This window comes from Amycolatopsis umgeniensis (genome assembly GCF_014205155.1).
GTDB lineage: Bacteria > Actinomycetota > Actinomycetes > Mycobacteriales > Pseudonocardiaceae > Amycolatopsis > Amycolatopsis umgeniensis.
Genome location: NZ_JACHMX010000001.1, coordinates 2,937,175 through 2,952,427, shown reverse-complemented (window position 1 = coordinate 2,952,427; position 15,253 = coordinate 2,937,175). Strand labels below are relative to the sequence as shown.

Sequence of the window (15,253 nt, the reverse complement as noted above, 5' to 3'; positions counted from 1 at the left end):
GGTTGTGTGGCCAAGTACCACAAGCACAAAGCTATCAACCGCGAGATTGAGGAGGCGGTCAAGACTGGTTGGAGGGTGCGGCCTGGTGGGCACGGGGTTGTCCTCGACTGCCCGTGTCCACGGCATCTGAGCAGGAGGGTCTCGGTCAGCGGCACTCCCGCGAACCCCGACGGCGAACTGGCTCGCCTCAGACAAGCGGTCAGGCACTGCCCTGACCGCCACGAGCTGGACAAGCAGCCGAGGCCCCGGAACGGGTGATCGTGCTGCTCGACGGTCGGGCGCCGATGGTAACTTGGCGCTCCCGTACCACTCGGGAAGGCGGAACGTGGGTCAGTTCGAGTTGATCTTTGCTGTGGGTGCCCTGTCGGACGAGACGGTGTTGCGTATCCACCAGGGCCACGATGTGTTCACAGCATCGTATGGCGGGCTGACGATGCTCACGGTGACCACAGACGGCGATGAGCCGATGGACGTCGCCCGGAAGGTCGTGGCGAGCCTGGAGGAGATCTCCGGCGTCCACGTCGACAGGTGCTGCGAGGATCTTATGTCTCTCTCGGACATCGCGGACCGGTCAGACGTAGCGGAGGACACGGTACGTGAGTGGATGGTAGAAGGCGCTGAAGCCGGAAGTCCTTTCCCCAAGCCGTACTACCTCGTGGGCGGCGGAGTGTGGCTGTGGAGTGAAGTGAACGACTGGCTTCGCGAGGTCGGCAAGAAATCAAGCCCCGTACGGCATCTGAGCCGGCTGGATATCCTGCAGACCAACCTTTGGCTGGCCCAGCGCTCGCGGACCACCTGAGAGGTGTCGTAAGTCGCGCCGATGCGCGACTTACGACATACGAGTCCGCTCAGAACAGTGTGGGGACGATCGCGTCGATCAGGTGCGGTCCCGGCTCGGCGAGCGCGCGCTGGAACTGCTCGGCCAGCTCCTCCGCGGTCGTCGCCCTTGTCGCCGGGACGCCCATGCCTTCGGCGATCTTGACGAAGTCCATGTCCGGCCGCGAAAGGTCGAGCAGTTCGTTCGCCTTGGGGCCGCTGGCGTCCGCGCCGACGCGCTGCAACTCCAGCCGCAGGATCGCGTACGCGCGGTTGTTCAGCAGGACCGTGGTGACGTTCAGGTTCTCCCGTGCCTGCGTCCACAACGCCGAAATCGTGTACAGCGCGCTGCCGTCGGACTGCAGGTTGATCACCGGACGATCCGGCGCGGCGACGGCCGCTCCGGTCGCGACGGGCATGCCGTACCCGATCGCGCCACCGGTCAGGGTGAGCACGTCGTGCCGCGGCGCACCGGCGGTGGCGGCGGGCAGCAAGAGGCCGGACGTGTTCGCCTCGTCGGCGATGATCGCGCGTTCCGGCAGCAGCGCGCCGATGACCTCGACCCAGTTCTGCGGCGTCAGCGGTCCGGACGGCAGCGCGGGCCGGGAGGCCTCCTGCAGCACCGGCTCCGTCTCGGCGGCGACCAGGTTCGCGACGTCGTTCAGGGCACGCGGGATGTCCTGCCCGACTTCGGCCAGAACGTGGACCTGCGCGCCTTCGGGCACCAGGTTGCTCGCTTTGCCGGGGTACGCGAAGAACGAAACGGGCGCTTTCGTTCCGGCGACGATCACATGCTTGATCCCGTCGAGCTGGTACGCGACCTGCTCGGCGAGGTAGCCCAGCCGCTCGATCGTCGGCAGGCCTTCGCCGCGCTCGAGCCGGGACGGGAACGTTTCGACGAACGCCTTCACCCCGGTCGCGGCGGCGATCCTGCTGGTCGCGAGCAGCCCGGCCTCGCGGCAGCCGCTGCCGCCGACGAGCAGGGCGACCGGCTCACCGCTCGCCAGCACCTCGGCGATGTTCTTCACCGTCGTCGCGTCGACGGCCTTAGGGATCCGCGGCGGGATGGGCGCGCAAGCCTCGCCGCCTTCGCCCCAGGACGCGTCGGCGGGGAGGATCAGCGTCGCCACCTGTCCGGGGGCGTCCTGCGAGGCCGCGACGGCCGCGGCGGCGTCGGCGCCGACGTCTTTCGTGTGCTCGGAGCGGCGGACCCAGCCTTCGAGCGAACCGGCGACGGCTTCGATGTCCGATTCGAGCGGGGCGTCGTACTGCTTGTGATAGGTCGCGTGATCGCCGATCACGTTGACGATCGGGGTGTGCGCGCGCCGCGCGTTGTGCAGGTTCGCCAGTCCGTTGCCGAGGCCGGGGCCGAGGTGCAGCAGCGTCGCGGCCGGTTTGTCGGCGATGCGCGCGTACCCGTCCGCGGCGCCGGTGACGACGCCTTCGAACAGGCCGAGCACGCCACGCATCTCGGGCACGGTGTCGAGCGCGGCCACGAAGTGCATCTCCGAGGTGCCCGGATTCGAAAAGCACACGTCGACACCACTGTCGACGAGTGTGCGGATCAGGGACTGGGCGCCGTTCATCTCACTCACTTTTCAAGCCCTCTCAGCGAAAAGAACGCCGGGGTTGAGGATCCCGGCCGGGTCGAAGCTCTCCTTGATCCGGCGCATCAGCGCGATCTTCGCCGGGTCCTCCAGTTCGAGGAAGTAGCCGGATTTGGCCTTTCCGAGGCCGTGCTCGCCGGAGATCGCGCCGCCGAGTTCCATGCCGAGCGCGAAGATGTCGGTCAGCAGTTGCTTCCGCTTGGCCGTGTCCTTGCAGAAGATGGCGAGGTGGACGTTGCCGTCGCCGGCGTGCCCGCAGCCGAGGGCGCCTGCCTCGCGCGAGAGCGCCATTTCCCTGCTCCGGCGCATGAACTCCGGCATCGCGGACCTCGGGACCACCACGTCGATGACGTCGTCCGCTCCCGCCGCCTTGGCCGTCCAGAACGCCTTCTCCCGGGCCTCGATGAGCCTGCGTGCCGAATTGCCTTCGAGCACGTACACGTCCATCGCGCCGAGATCGCCCAGCATGCCGCCGAGTTCCTCGATATCGGCGTGCAACCGGTCGTCGTCCCGGTTTTCCAGCGCCACCACCAGATACGCCTGCGCGGTGTCGCGGATGTTGTCCGGGACACCGAGGCTGAGCTTCTCGTTGTAGCCGATCGCGGCGAGCGTCAGGTTGTCGATGTATTCGAGAATGTGCGGCGCGAGCCCGCTGGCGATGATCTTCGGGACGACGGTCATCACTTCGTCGAAGGTCTCGAACGGCGCGAACACCGTGGCGCCGTGCGGCAGGCGCGGGTACAGCTTCACGATGACCTCGGTCGCGATCGCGAGGGTGCCTTCGGAGCCGATGATCAGCTGCGTCAGGTCGTACCCCGTCGACACCTTCGAGGTCTTGCCGCCGGTCCGGATGATCTCGCCGGTCGGCAGCACCGCCTGCAGGCCCACGACGTTGTGCCGCGTGACGCCGTACTTGACCGCGCGCATCCCGCCCGCGTTCGTCCCGACGTTGCCGCCGACGCTCGCGCTCAGTTCGCCGGGGTGAACGGTGTAGCCGAGTCCGGCCTTCGTCGCCTTTTCGTCCAATTCGGACAGTGTGACGCCGGGCTGGACCACGGCGACGTGGTTTTCGGTGTCGATCTCCAGTACGGCGTTCATTCGCTCGAAAGAGATCACGAGACTGTCCTCGCGTGGTTGCGCGCCGCCTGAAAGCCCGGTGCCCGACCCTCTCGCGGTGACCGGCACGCCGTGTTCGCCCGCCACCTTGAGCAGCTCCGCGACCTCCTCGGCGGTTTCCGGTTTCGCCAGGTAGGCGGGTCGCCGCGGGGTGATGGTCAATGCCTCGTCGTGTGCGTAGTCCTCGGGGATCGCTTCGCCTGCCAGCAAATTCGTGTCCCCGACGATCTCGGCGAACCGTGCCGCAACATCGCCCATCGACTGCCCTTCCTCACGCGTCTTTGCCTGGTTACCGAAGCGTAGTACGTCGTGGGCGACGATGGCCATGAATCCTTTTCACGTTTGCTGTCCGGCGGTCACAACCTCACGACAACCTCACTCGGTTACCCATGTCGCAGCGGGCCGCGGCGGCCCGCCGGAAGGGGTGGACGCTCGATGGGACCAAGGATGAGACGGATCGCGACGCTGGGGGCGGCGTTCGCGGTCACGTTCGGGCTCGCGGTGCCGGTGGCCGAAGGCGGGGAAGCGGGTTGCACGGCACCTGTGGTGAACGTCAGCGGCGTCAGCCAGGCCGAGGGAACCAGCGCCGGGTACACCACCCTTCTCTTCACCGTTTCCCTCGACGACGGCGGCTGCGTGCCCCAGGGCTCGGTCGAGTACCGGACGATCGAGGGCAACGGCTCGCCGGTCGATCCGGCGTTCATCGCCAAGGAGGGCGTCGACTACCTGCCGAGCGGCGGCACGCTGACCTGGTCCGGGAGCGCGGATACGCGGACCGTCGCGGTCAAGGTCCGCGCCGATTCCGTCGTCGAGAACGACGAGATGTTCTCCCTGCTGCTCTACGGCGAGAAGGGCCTGCGGATCGGGCACAGCATCGGCGCCGCTTGGGTGGCCGACGACGACGCGACCAAAACCTCCCCCGTGGGTACGACCCAGGAAGGGGAGATCTGCTGGTCGATCCCGCCCAACTTCGCGCCGCGCACCACCTGCAAGGTTCCGCTCGTGCTCTCCCGGCCGTGGGCCGGACCGCTCACGGTCCGCTATCGCACCGAGGGCTCCGGCCATGTCCCGGTGAAGGACGGTGTCGTCACCTTCCAGCGCGGTGAGACGAGGGGATACGCCGAACTCACGCTCCTGCCCGGTCAAGCGGGGAAGGCACGGGTCGAGTTCTTCGAGCCGTCGCAGGGCAGGCTCGTGTACACGACCTCGACCGTGGCGATCAGCCCCGCCCGGTGACGAGGTCGGCGTCGGCCGTCGCGTTCGCCCGCCGGTACAGCTCGATCGCTCGAGCCCAGTGGGCGGCCGCGGCGGCCGTGTCGCCGCACCTCGCTTCGAGGTCACCGAGGTCGCGGTGCAGGTGAGCCTCCTCGTACGGGTCCGGGACCCCTGCCCGGACCGCGAGGCCGCGCTCGAGGTTCTCCCGCGCCGCGACCAGGTCGCCGAGCCCCAGATGAGCGCGGCCGAGCCGGTCGAGCGCGGCCGCCTCACTGTGCCGGTTCCCGACGTCCCGGCTGATCAGCAGCGCCTGGTCGAAATCGTCGCGGGCGGCCGGGAAGTCGCGGCGGGAAAGATGGACCTGGCCGGCGTGCAGCAGTGATTCCCACTCCTGCCATCGGTCACCGATCGCCCGGCTCGCGGCCAGGGCCTTGCCGAGGTGTTCCAGCGCGATTTCGTGGTCGCCGAGTTCCTCGTAGGCTTCGCCGAGCGTGTCCAGTGTGGCGGCCTCCAGACGCGCGTTGCCGAGTTCGCGGAACGTCTCCAGCGCGGCCGTCAGCGGGCTGAGGCCGTCCATCGGCTGGCCGCGGCGGATATAGGCATGGCCGAGGTTGCGCTGGGACAGCGCGCGACCGAGCCGGTTGCCCGCCGAGGTGCACCGCTCGACCGCCAGTTGGTACGCGGTGATCGCCTCGTCGAACCGGCGCAGCGCGGCATAGGCGTTCGCTGTGTTGTTGTAGATGTGCCCTTCGCCTTCGAGGTCACCCGCCGCTCGGGCGGCCTTCAAAGCGCGGGCGTTGGTTTCGAGCGCGTCGGTCAGCCTGCGGGTCATGAAGTAGGCCGCACCCAGCGCGCGCAGCATTTCCGCCTCCGCCAACGGATCGTCGAGCTCGGCTGCCGCAGCGGCCCCTTCGCGGCAGAGTCCGATCCGCTCGTTCCAGCCGCCCGTGGTGTCGTAGAAACTGGTGAGCAGGTAGGTGAGCTGCCAGGCGGCGGTGTTGCGGCCGTGGTCACGCGCGAACCGCACCACGGGCAGCAGGTTCGCGCGTTCGGAACTCAGGAAGGCCAGCGCCGCACGTCTGTCCGCCGGGAACGGTCGTTCGGGCGGCGGGTGGCGCAGCGCCGGGGTGACCAGGTCGCGGTTCGGGTCGATGATCCGGTTCGCCTCGGCGGCGACGTGCAGGTACCAGTCGATCAGCCGGTCCGCCGCCTCGGCGCGGCTCGACGTCGTCTCGTCGGCGCGGGCGCAAGCGACGGCGAACTCGCGGATCAGATCGTGGAGGCGGTAGCGATCCGGGCCCGCCGGGGTGATCAGATGCGCCGCGGACAGCGCGGCGACCGCGGCCCGGCCCGCTTCGGCGGGCACCCCGCACAGCGCGCTCCCGAGAGCCGAGCTGAACGACGTCCCCGGCGTCGACCCGGACAGCCGGAACAGCTGTGCCGAAGCGTGGTCCAACGGCAGGTAGGCGCTCGCGAGGACGGTTTTGACGGTCCGGGAATCTCCCTGCACCGCAAGGGTTTCCAGCCGGCCGGCGCCGGTCAGCTCGCGGGTGAGTTCCGCGATCGGACGGTTCGGTTCGCCGGTCAGGCGCGCGGCGGCGATCCGCAACGCCAGGGGCATCCCGTCGCACAGCCTTGCCAGCCGCGCTGCCTCCTCGGGTTCGCGGGTGACCCGGTCGGGGCCCAGCACCCGGGTCAGCAGGGTCATCGATTCCGGATCGGCCAGCGCGTCGAGGGCGAACACCCGGACAGCGTGCCTGCTGCCGAGCGCGGCCAGGGTCTGTCTGCTGGTCACGATCAACATCGCTTTCGCCGTCCCCGGCACGAGCGGGAGGATCTGGTCGACGCTGCCCGCGTTGTCGGCGACGATCAGGCAACGCTTGCCGTGCAGCAGCGAGCGGTAGAGCGCCGCGCGTTCGGCAGTCGCGTCCGGGAGCCGGTCGTCGGGGAGGCCGAGTCCCCGCGACAGATGGGCGAGCGCGTCTCCCGGTGACACCGCTTCGTGCGGGTCGTGCCCGGCGAGGTCGAGGAAGAGCTGGCCGTCGGGGAAGCGGTCCGCGATGCGGTGCGCCCACTGCACGGCGAGCGCGGACTTGCCCATTCCGGCCGCGCCGGAGATGACCACGACCGGCGGCTCGGGTTCGTCGAGGAGCCTGTCCAAAGAAGCGAGTTCCTGCTGCCTGCCGGTGAAATGCCCGACACGGGCGGGGAGCTGCGCGGGTGCCGTCCCCCGCGCGGGCGCGTCGAGTTCGGGTGCGCGGCGCAGGATCGCCGTATGCAGTTCGACCAGGTCCGGGCAGGGATCGACGCCGAACTCGTCGGCAAGTCCCCGGCGGACGGCCTGGAACGTCTCCAGGGCCTCGGCATGCCTCCCGCAGCGGTGCAGGGCGAGCATGTGCAGCGCGGCGAGCCGTTCGCGGTACGGCTGCCCGGCCCGCAGCCGCGGGAGTTCACGGAGGACCTCCTCGTGTTCACCGAGCCTGAGTTCGGCGTCCCAGAGTTCTTCCCAGGCGGACAGGCGCAGTTCCTGGAGCCGCTCTACCTCGCGCCGCCCCCAGCCGTCGAGTTCGGCGTCCGCGAAGGCCTCGCCGCGCCAGAGCCGCAACGCCTCGCGCAACGCCGCCACCGCTTGGCCCGCGTTGTTCCGTTTGGCGGCACGAAGTTCCTCTTCGAAGCGAAGGGCGTCGACTGAGGACGGTGCGACGGCCAGGACGTACCCGGGTTTGCGTGTCTGCAGGACCGGCGGGAATCCGCAGTCCTCCAGCGCCTGCCGGATCCTGGCGACGTGGCTGTGCAGGGTCTTCACCGCGGTGCGGGGCGGATCTTCGCCCCAGAGCACGTCGACCAGCCGGGGGATCGGGATGACCGAGCCCGCGTGCAGGGCGAGCACGCCGAGCACGGCTCGCTGGCGGGCGCCGTGCAACTCCGCCCGCCCGGTGGGGCCGATCGCTTCGACCGCGCCCAGCACCCGTAGTTCCCCTGGCCCGGGCACGCTGCTCCCTCCGGCATGTGACCTCGGTGAGCGTATCTGGGCGAAGACTCACCGAAATCGGCCAATTAGGGCACACGATCACGACAACCCCGCCACAACCGGCCTGACAGACGGTCAACAGGTCGAATGTTTCGCCCTAGGAGGGAAACATGATCAGCAGTAATCCGCGGCGCCGTCGAACGCTGCTCGCCTCGGCCGTCTTGGCCGTCGCGACCTTGTTCGCAGGTGTCGCACCGGCGGTGCAGGCCGCACCGGAAGCTCGCAGCGACGTCTTCATCCGGGACAACGGATCCGATTACGGGTACGAGGCCTCGTCCGGCTCGCTCTACTCCAGCCCCGATATCCGGGTGTGTTTCTCGGCGACGATCCTGTGCGCCACCGACGACCCGATCGTCCAGGGCGGCAACGCCTTCATCCACGTCACGCTCAATCGCCCCGGCCCGTACGGTGACGCCTACGAGAAGGGGAACCTGCAGGTCTGGTACACCAAGCAGGGCACCGTGGCCCAGTGGCCGAACCAGTGGAACTACATCGGTTCGAAGCTCGACGTGGACGTGCCTTACGGCACCAAGACGGTCGTCATCCCGTGGAAGGTCCCGATCGGCTCGCACTTCTGCCTGCTGGCCCGGTGGCTCTCGCCGACCGACCTGCCGACGGAAGGCGTCAGTACTTCCCTCAACACGCGGAACAACAACAACATCGCCTGGCACAACGTGAACGCGGTCCCGTTCAAGATCAAGGTCCCGGTGATCCGGCCGATCGTGTTCGGCTGGCACGGTCCTGACCCCACGGCGGTCGGTGACATCGTCTTCACCCAGCCGGGCAGGCCGTTCACCGGCCCGGGCCGGATCACCATCGACCTCGGCCCCGACCTCGCCGCGCGGTGGCGGGCAGGCGGCGCGAAGGGTGAAGGCGTCGAACGGGTCGGCGAGACCGAGTTGGCCATCGTGAACCCGCAGCGGGCCCGGATCAGCGGGTTGGCGTTCAAGGCGGGCGAACAGATCGACGCCCGGCTGAGCTTCACCGCCGGCGCCGAGGCCGCGGGTGGGCAGTACACCGTTCACGTGACCCAGGTCGATCAGCGCGGTGAAGAAGTCGGTGGTGTCGAGTACCGGCTCGCCGCCGAACGGCAGTAAGCCAGGGAGGGGTGCCGGCCCGTGGGCGGCGAGGGTGGGGAACCCTCGTCGCCCACGGGTTTTCACGCGCGTGCGAACGAAAGCGTCTCGCCTTCGACACCTCGCAGCCAGAGGTCCTGCGCGGCTTCGGCCATTTCGGCCAGCCCCTCCTCGATCGTCGCGAACACGTTGCCGGGCACCCAGCCCGCGTCACCGTTGATCAGCAGGTTGTTGCGGCCGTAGAAGATCGCGAGGTCCGTCGCGCCCTGGTCGCTGTGCGCCTCACTGCCGTCGTCGTAGCCGTACGCCGGGTTGCCGATCTCCCAGGCCTCGAACCCGAAGTACACGACATCACCCGGAATCGGGGTCACCGTGGGGTTTTCGCGGCCCGGTTTCGGTTCGGCGAAGGGCGGTACGAGGGTGTAGACCTCGTTGCGCGCGTACTTCGCGTGGTACGCCGAACCGCTCTGCGGCAACGCGTCCCACACCGCGCGGCAGGTCCGCGGGGCTTCGGTGTCGAGCAGCCGGGCACGGCAGGACACCCCGCGCTTGTCGAGGGTGATCGTGATGTAGCGCGCCATCACTCGACCCCCGCCACGACGTCACCCCAGATCCGCAGCGCTTCGTCGACCTGTTCGGTGTCGACGATCAGCGGCGGCACCATCCGGACGACGTTCATGTACGCCCCGCACGTCAGCAGCAGCAACCCGTTGGCGGAGGCGGCTTTCTGGGCGGCCTGGGCCTTCGCGGTGTCCGGCTCGCCGTCCGGTGTGGTGAACTCGGAGCCGACCAGCAGCCCCAGCCCGCGGACGTCGCCGATCGACGGCGACTTGTCCGCGATCACCCGGACTCCTTCGAGCAGTTGACGTCCCCGTTCGGCGGCGTTCTCGACCAGCCCTTCCCGCTGGATCACCTCGAGCGTGGCGACCGCCGCCGCACAGGCCACCGCGTTGCCGCCGTACGTCCCGCCCTGCGAACCGGGGAGCGCCTTCGCCATCAGCTCCTCCGACGCGGCGATGCCCGAGATCGGGAACCCGCTCGCGAGACCCTTCGCGATGAGCACGATGTCCGGGCGCACCCCGAAGTGGTCGTGTCCCCAGAACTTGCCCGTCCGGCCGAAGCCGGTCTGGATCTCGTCCATCACCAGCAGGATCCCGTGCTTGTCGGCGCGTTCCCGCAACCCGGCCAGGAATTCGGGGTTCGCCGGGACGTACCCGCCCTCGCCGAGCACCGGCTCGATGAAGAACGCGGCGGTCTCGTTCGGCGCGCAGACCGTCGCGAACAGGTAGTCGAGCTCGCGGAGGGCGAACTTCGTCGCGGTTTCCTCGTCCCAGCCGTAATGGAAGGCGTACGGGAAGGGCGCGACGTGCACACCGGACATGAGCGGCGAGATCCCGGCGCTGAACCGGGTACCCGACGTCGTCATGGTCGCCGCCGCGACGGTCCGGCCGTGGAATCCGCCCTGGAAGACGATGACGTTGGGCCGCTTGGTCGCCTGCCGCGACAGCCGGAGCGCGGCTTCGACCGCTTCACTGCCCGAGTTCGAGTAGAAGAGGGAGTTCAGTCCTTCCGGCAGGACATCGCCCAGCTTCTCCGTCAGCTCCAGCATCGGCTTGTGCATGACCGTCGTGTACTGCCCGTGGATGAGTTTGCCGATCTGCTCCCGCGCGGCGCTCACCACGTGCGGGTGACAGTGACCGGTGCTGGTCACGCCGATCCCGGCGGTGAAATCCAGGTGACGTTTGCCATCGGTGTCGTAGAGGTACACCCCTTCACCGTGGTCGACCACGACCGGCGTTGCCTGCTTGAGCAGCGGTGATAGCTGGGCCATGGGCTGCGCTCCTAGGTCGGCTGAGCTGTTGTCGATTGTTGACAATATCCATAGCATGGCGTTCGGGACAACATGGAGGAGCGTTGGGATGAGCTCGATCAGTGAGACCGGTGTAGTCGCGGCGGTCGACAAGGAACTGTTCATCGGCGGCAAGTGGGTATCCGCCTCGAGCGGGAAGACCTTCCCTGTTCTCGACCCTTCGACGGGTGAAGCCCTGTGCGAGGTGGCCGACGCGTCACCGGCGGACGGTGTCAGCGCACTCGACGCCGCCGTCGCCGCGCAGGCCGACTGGGCGAACGTCGCCCCGCGTGAACGCGGCGAGATCCTGCGCCGCGCCTACGAACTGCTCATCAAACGCGCGGACGAACTCGCGCTGCTGATGACCCTGGAGATGGGCAAGCCGCTCGCGGAGTCGAAGGGCGAGATCACCTACGCGGCCGAGTTCTTCCGCTGGTTCGCGGAGGAGGCCGTGCGCATCGACGGTGGCTTCGCCGTCGCGCCCAACGGAGCGGGCCGGTTCCTGGTGACGAAGCAGCCCGTCGGGCCGTGCCTGCTGATCACGCCGTGGAACTTCCCCATGGCGATGGGCACCCGCAAGATCGGTCCCGCGGTCGCGGCCGGCTGCACGATGATCATCAAGCCCGCTGCTCAGACCCCCCTTTCGATGTTGGCCCTCGCGGCGATCCTCGCCGAAGCGGGACTGCCGGAAGGTGTGCTGAACGTGCTCACGACGTCGGACTCCGGCGGCGTGATGGAGCCCTTGATCCGGGACGGCCGTGCCCGGAAGCTGTCCTTCACCGGCTCGACCGGTGTCGGGCGGAAGCTGCTGGAACAGTGCGCGGACAAGGTGCTCCGCACCTCGATGGAACTCGGCGGCAACGCCCCCTTCCTGGTCTTCGAAGACGCCGACCTCGACGCGGCGATCGACGGCGCTATGACTGCGAAGATGCGCAACATCGGCGAGGCCTGCACGGCCGCGAACCGCTTCTACGTCCAGCGAGGCATCGTCGAAGAGTTCTCCCGGCGCCTCACCGAGCGTATGGAGGCCCTGCCGATGGGGCGCGGTACCGAGGAAGGTGTCGTCGTCGGCCCCCTCATCGACAAAGCCGCGGTCGAGAAGGTCAGCGGCCTGGTTTCCGACGCCACCGGGCGAGGGGCGCGCGTCCTCACCGGCGGGTCTACTGTGGACGGTCCGGGCAATTTCTACCAGGCCACGGTGCTCACCGACGTGCCCAAGGACGCCAGGCTCGCCTCGGAGGAGATCTTCGGACCGGTCGCCCCGATCACTCCGTTCGACAGCGAGGACGAGGCCATCGCGGCGGCGAATGACACCGAATTCGGTCTTGTATCCTATGTGTACACCTCCGATCTCAAGCGGGCGTTGCGGGTTTCGGAACGGCTGGAAGCCGGCATGATCGGCCTCAACCAAGGACTGGTCTCGAACCCGGCGGCGCCGTTCGGTGGGATCAAGCAGTCCGGCCTCGGCCGTGAAGGCGGCACCGTCGGCATCGACGAGTTCCTCGAGACCAAGTACATCGCGGTGGCTCTATGAGTTTTCAAACAGCGGCTTCTCGAGCGGGGACCTCATATCGGATCGCCAGCATCCCCGGCGATGGGATCGGCGTCGACGTCACGGTCGAGGCTCGCAAGGTTCTCGACCGTGCGGCGGCATCTCACGGTTTCTCCTTGTCCTGGAAGGAATTCGACTGGAGCTGTGAGCGGTACACCAAAACCGGGTCGATGATGCCGGACGACGGTATCGAGCAGCTTTCCCGGTTCGACGGGATCTTCCTCGGTGCTGTCGGCTTTCCCGGTGTCCCGGATCATGTGTCGTTGTGGGGCCTCCTCATTCCGGTGCGGCGCGCGTTCACCCAGTACGTCAATCTCCGGCCGGTCCGGTTGCTGCCGGGGACGACGTCGGCGCTGGCTGGCCGGAGCGCCGAAGAGTTGGAGATGGTGATCGTCCGCGAGAACTCCGAAGGGGAATACTCGGAGATCGGCGGCCGTCACAATCGTGGTTTGGAGAACGAGTTCGTCTTGCAGGAATCCGTGTTCACCCGGGTCGGGGTGGAGCGGATCATCCGCTACGCCTTCGAGTTGGCGAAGACACGGACCGGGCGGGTTTGCTCGGCGACGAAATCCAACGGGCTCATCCACTCGATGCCGTTCTGGGACGAGATCTTCTTCGAAATCGCTTCCGAATATCCGGACGTGCACGCCGAACAGTGCCATGTCGACGCACTCGCCGCGCGGATGGTGCAGGCGCCGGACCGGCTCGACGTCGTGGTCGCTTCCAATCTATTCGGCGACATCCTGAGCGACCTGGCGGCGGCCGTGACGGGCGGGCTCGGAATGGCGCCTTCGGGCAACATCAATCCAACCGGTGAGTTTCCTTCCATGTTCGAAGCGGTGCACGGCAGCGCTCCCGACATCGCCGGACAAGGCATCGCGAATCCGGTGGCGCAGATCCTGGCGGGTGCGATGCTGCTCGACCATCTCGGGGAAACCGCTGCGGCGCAAGACGTTCATGCCGCGGTGGAGAAGGTCCTCGAGGAGGGGACCGTGCAAACCCCTGACCTCGGTGGTGAGTCCACCACCGCCGAACTCGGTTCCGCGGTGGTCGCCGCTCTATCTTGAACCATCCGCATAGAGGCGTGTCAAGTCCCGGATGTCATGAACGGTCCATTCATGACTTCGGGGCTGGTCATGTCGGGTGCCAGGACCGTGAAGGGCTCCTTGAGGGACTCTGATTTGCTTGCCCGCTGGTGTGGCTAGCGGTCGAGCGTGAAGGATTTGGGACGTTGGACGTCCCAAATCCTTCACGCTCGGTCTCGTCGCTCGGCGATCTGGGCGCTGAGTGTCCCCCCATTCCCTTGTGCTGGATGCTGGTGTGGTCGAGTGGGGAAGATGTGGGACGTTCAACGTCCCGAATCTTCCCCACTCGAGTTGCCGCCACCGAATGGTCCCGTGCAACCACACTCCTCACGCAAGTCAGACGTAGGTAAGGAAATACCGGCCCGCCTTGAGGGACTCTGAATCCCTCGAGGAGGCCTTTGCAACCTTCGCGCTCGAATCCATTTTGTCCTTGCCTCTCAATGGAAACTCGAATCGCCGTTCGCGGTCACGTACGTCGAAGACTCGCCATGCCTCGCCCGGTCAGCGGCAGGCTACGAGGCTCCCGCGAATCCCGCACTCCGCGTAGACGGTCGAGTGCGGCTTCGGTGGAGCCCGAGTCGATCGCCGCAGCTCGGAACCAGAGGGCTTGTCATCGAAAATTTGTTGTGACAGAACGCTTTCTGGCGGGAATGCCGCGCGGGCCGTGAGTTCTTGTCGGTGCTCCGGTGCACAGTGTCGATCATCGGATTCGACTACTGGAGGAGTACCGATGTGCTGGCATTGCGACAACCCCGGGAAGACGCGCGACGACTACCTCACCGAGGAGGTGCGTCCGCTGATCCGGAAGTACGGCTGGATGGTGCAGACCGTCGAGCGAGGAGCCGCCCATCCCGCCCTCGCTTACACGGTCGGGCTCACCGACGCCGGGCTGCCGGAGCTCGTCGTCACCGGCTTGAGAGAGCGAAGATCCGGTCAGCTGCTGAACTATTTCGCCCAGCAGGTGGTCCGGTCGGGGCCGCCGGAACCCGGCGAGGTGCTGCCCGCGGAGGTGGGGTGGCCCGCGCTCGAGGCCGTCTCGCTCAGTGCGCCGTCGGCACACCTGCTCACCGCTGTCCTCGTGTACGGCGCCGATTTCCGTGCCCTGCAACTGGTCTACGAGGACGAGCGTGGCAATTGGCCGTGGGACAGGGAATTCCGCTGTGGGACGGGCGGGCAGCCGGTGCTGGGGGCGCGGGGCCGTGGCTGAATCCTCAGGGCACCGCGGGAGCTTCGCCCTCCCGAAGGCTGGTCCCCGGGGCCAGCCGCTGGACAGCGTCTTCCATATGCGCTTCCAACAGCGACAACGCGGTCTCTTCGTCGCCCGCGCGCAGAGCCTCGATGATCTTGGTGTGCTCGGTGACCCGCTCTTCGACCTGCTGATAGGTCCCTTGCAGTGCGGTGAGGCACATCCGGGTCTCGATCAGCAGGGTCCGCGCCATGCGCACGAGCCGCTTGCTGCCGGAAGCGTCGATCAGTGCTTCGTGGAAACGGAGGTCCGCCCAGGAGAGCGCTGTCGGATCGTCGTCGTCGGCGGCGACGGCCATCGCGCCCACGGCTTGTTCGAGTTCGGCGGCGACCTTCTCCCGGTCTCCGCGCAGGGCCCGCAGCATCGCGGCGCGCTCGATGGCGGAGCGCGCCGAGTAGATGTCGTAGACGTCGCCGGGTTCGAGGTCGATCACGAACAGGCCCCGGTGGCGCTCGCTGCGCAGGAGCCCTTCGGAGACGAGGTGCTGCATCGCCTCTCGCAGCGGTCCCCGCGACACTTGGAACCGGGAGGCCAGATCGGTTTCACCGAGCTGGGTGCCGGGAGGCAGGGCGCCGGTCATGATCGCGTCCCGCAACTGGCGCGCGATGATCCCGGCGGTCGATTCCCGGCTGACCGGCTCGATATCCGGCAAGGACATGG

12 protein-coding genes are annotated in these 15,253 nt (G+C 67.8%); 6 read left to right on the top strand and 6 right to left on the bottom strand.

What is annotated here, in order from left to right; all coding sequences use genetic code 11:
- The first annotated feature begins 325 nt into the window (after nt 1-325).
- Complete coding sequence (locus HDA45_RS13465; protein WP_184895190.1) at nt 326-799, top strand: helix-turn-helix transcriptional regulator; 474 nt, start codon at nt 326-328, stop codon at nt 797-799.
- 49 nt (nt 800-848) lie between these two features.
- On the opposite strand, the gene HDA45_RS13460 is transcribed toward HDA45_RS13465, so the two are convergent.
- Together HDA45_RS13460 and HDA45_RS13455 are read right to left on the bottom strand one after the other, a co-directional pair.
- Nucleotides 849-2,402 carry an acetolactate synthase large subunit gene (locus HDA45_RS13460; RefSeq protein WP_184895188.1) on the bottom strand — a complete coding sequence of 518 codons (1,554 nt, stop codon included), beginning with the start codon at nt 2,400-2,402 and terminating at the stop codon, nt 849-851.
- 12 nt (nt 2,403-2,414) lie between these two features.
- On the bottom strand, nt 2,415-3,797 hold the full coding sequence (locus HDA45_RS13455) for an FAD-binding oxidoreductase (RefSeq protein WP_184895186.1): 1,383 nt from the start codon (nt 3,795-3,797) through the stop codon (nt 2,415-2,417).
- A gap of 189 nt (nt 3,798-3,986) precedes the next feature.
- Here HDA45_RS13455 and HDA45_RS13450 point away from each other — a divergent pair, with 189 nt between their 5' ends.
- Nucleotides 3,987-4,775, top strand: a complete 789-nt coding sequence (locus HDA45_RS13450; protein WP_184895183.1) for a Calx-beta domain-containing protein — start codon at nt 3,987-3,989, stop codon at nt 4,773-4,775.
- Here the strand turns inward: HDA45_RS13450 and HDA45_RS13445 are convergent.
- The gene (locus HDA45_RS13445) at nt 4,759-7,746 is read right to left on the bottom strand and encodes an AfsR/SARP family transcriptional regulator (RefSeq protein WP_452039139.1); all 2,988 of its coding nucleotides are present in this window, start codon (nt 7,744-7,746) and stop codon (nt 4,759-4,761) included. The two genes, HDA45_RS13450 and HDA45_RS13445, sit on opposite strands and share 17 nt — an antisense overlap.
- Before the next feature lie 149 nt (nt 7,747-7,895).
- Between HDA45_RS13445 and HDA45_RS13440 the strand changes: the two genes are divergently transcribed.
- Complete coding sequence (locus HDA45_RS13440; protein ID WP_184895181.1) at nt 7,896-8,882, top strand: hypothetical protein; 987 nt, start codon at nt 7,896-7,898, stop codon at nt 8,880-8,882.
- 62 nt (nt 8,883-8,944) lie between these two features.
- Here the strand turns inward: HDA45_RS13440 and HDA45_RS13435 are convergent, their stop codons facing one another.
- Together HDA45_RS13435 and HDA45_RS13430 are read right to left on the bottom strand one after the other, a co-directional pair.
- Nucleotides 8,945-9,442 (bottom strand): DUF3830 family protein, encoded by a 498-nt coding sequence (locus HDA45_RS13435; protein WP_184895179.1) that lies wholly within the window; start codon nt 9,440-9,442, stop codon nt 8,945-8,947.
- Nucleotides 9,442-10,692, bottom strand: a complete 1,251-nt coding sequence (locus tag HDA45_RS13430; RefSeq protein WP_184895178.1) for an aspartate aminotransferase family protein — start codon at nt 10,690-10,692, stop codon at nt 9,442-9,444. The genes HDA45_RS13435 and HDA45_RS13430 overlap by 1 nt, the downstream gene beginning before the upstream one ends.
- Before the next feature lie 88 nt (nt 10,693-10,780).
- On the opposite strand from HDA45_RS13430, the gene HDA45_RS13425 reads away from it, so the two are divergent.
- From HDA45_RS13425 to HDA45_RS13415, 3 genes are all read left to right on the top strand, one after another.
- Nucleotides 10,781-12,244, top strand: coding sequence for an NAD-dependent succinate-semialdehyde dehydrogenase (locus HDA45_RS13425; protein WP_184895176.1), 1,464 nt, complete (start codon nt 10,781-10,783; stop codon nt 12,242-12,244).
- Nucleotides 12,241-13,329, top strand: a complete 1,089-nt coding sequence (locus tag HDA45_RS13420; protein ID WP_184895174.1) for a tartrate dehydrogenase — start codon at nt 12,241-12,243, stop codon at nt 13,327-13,329. The genes HDA45_RS13425 and HDA45_RS13420 overlap by 4 nt, the downstream gene beginning before the upstream one ends.
- Before the next feature lie 748 nt (nt 13,330-14,077).
- Nucleotides 14,078-14,554 (top strand): DUF4262 domain-containing protein, encoded by a 477-nt coding sequence (locus HDA45_RS13415; RefSeq protein ID WP_184895172.1) that lies wholly within the window; start codon nt 14,078-14,080, stop codon nt 14,552-14,554.
- 4 nt (nt 14,555-14,558) lie between these two features.
- On the opposite strand, the gene HDA45_RS13410 is transcribed toward HDA45_RS13415, so the two are convergent.
- Nucleotides 14,559-15,251 (bottom strand): GntR family transcriptional regulator, encoded by a 693-nt coding sequence (locus tag HDA45_RS13410; RefSeq protein WP_184895170.1) that lies wholly within the window; start codon nt 15,249-15,251, stop codon nt 14,559-14,561.
- Nucleotides 15,252-15,253: the final 2 nt, after the last annotated feature.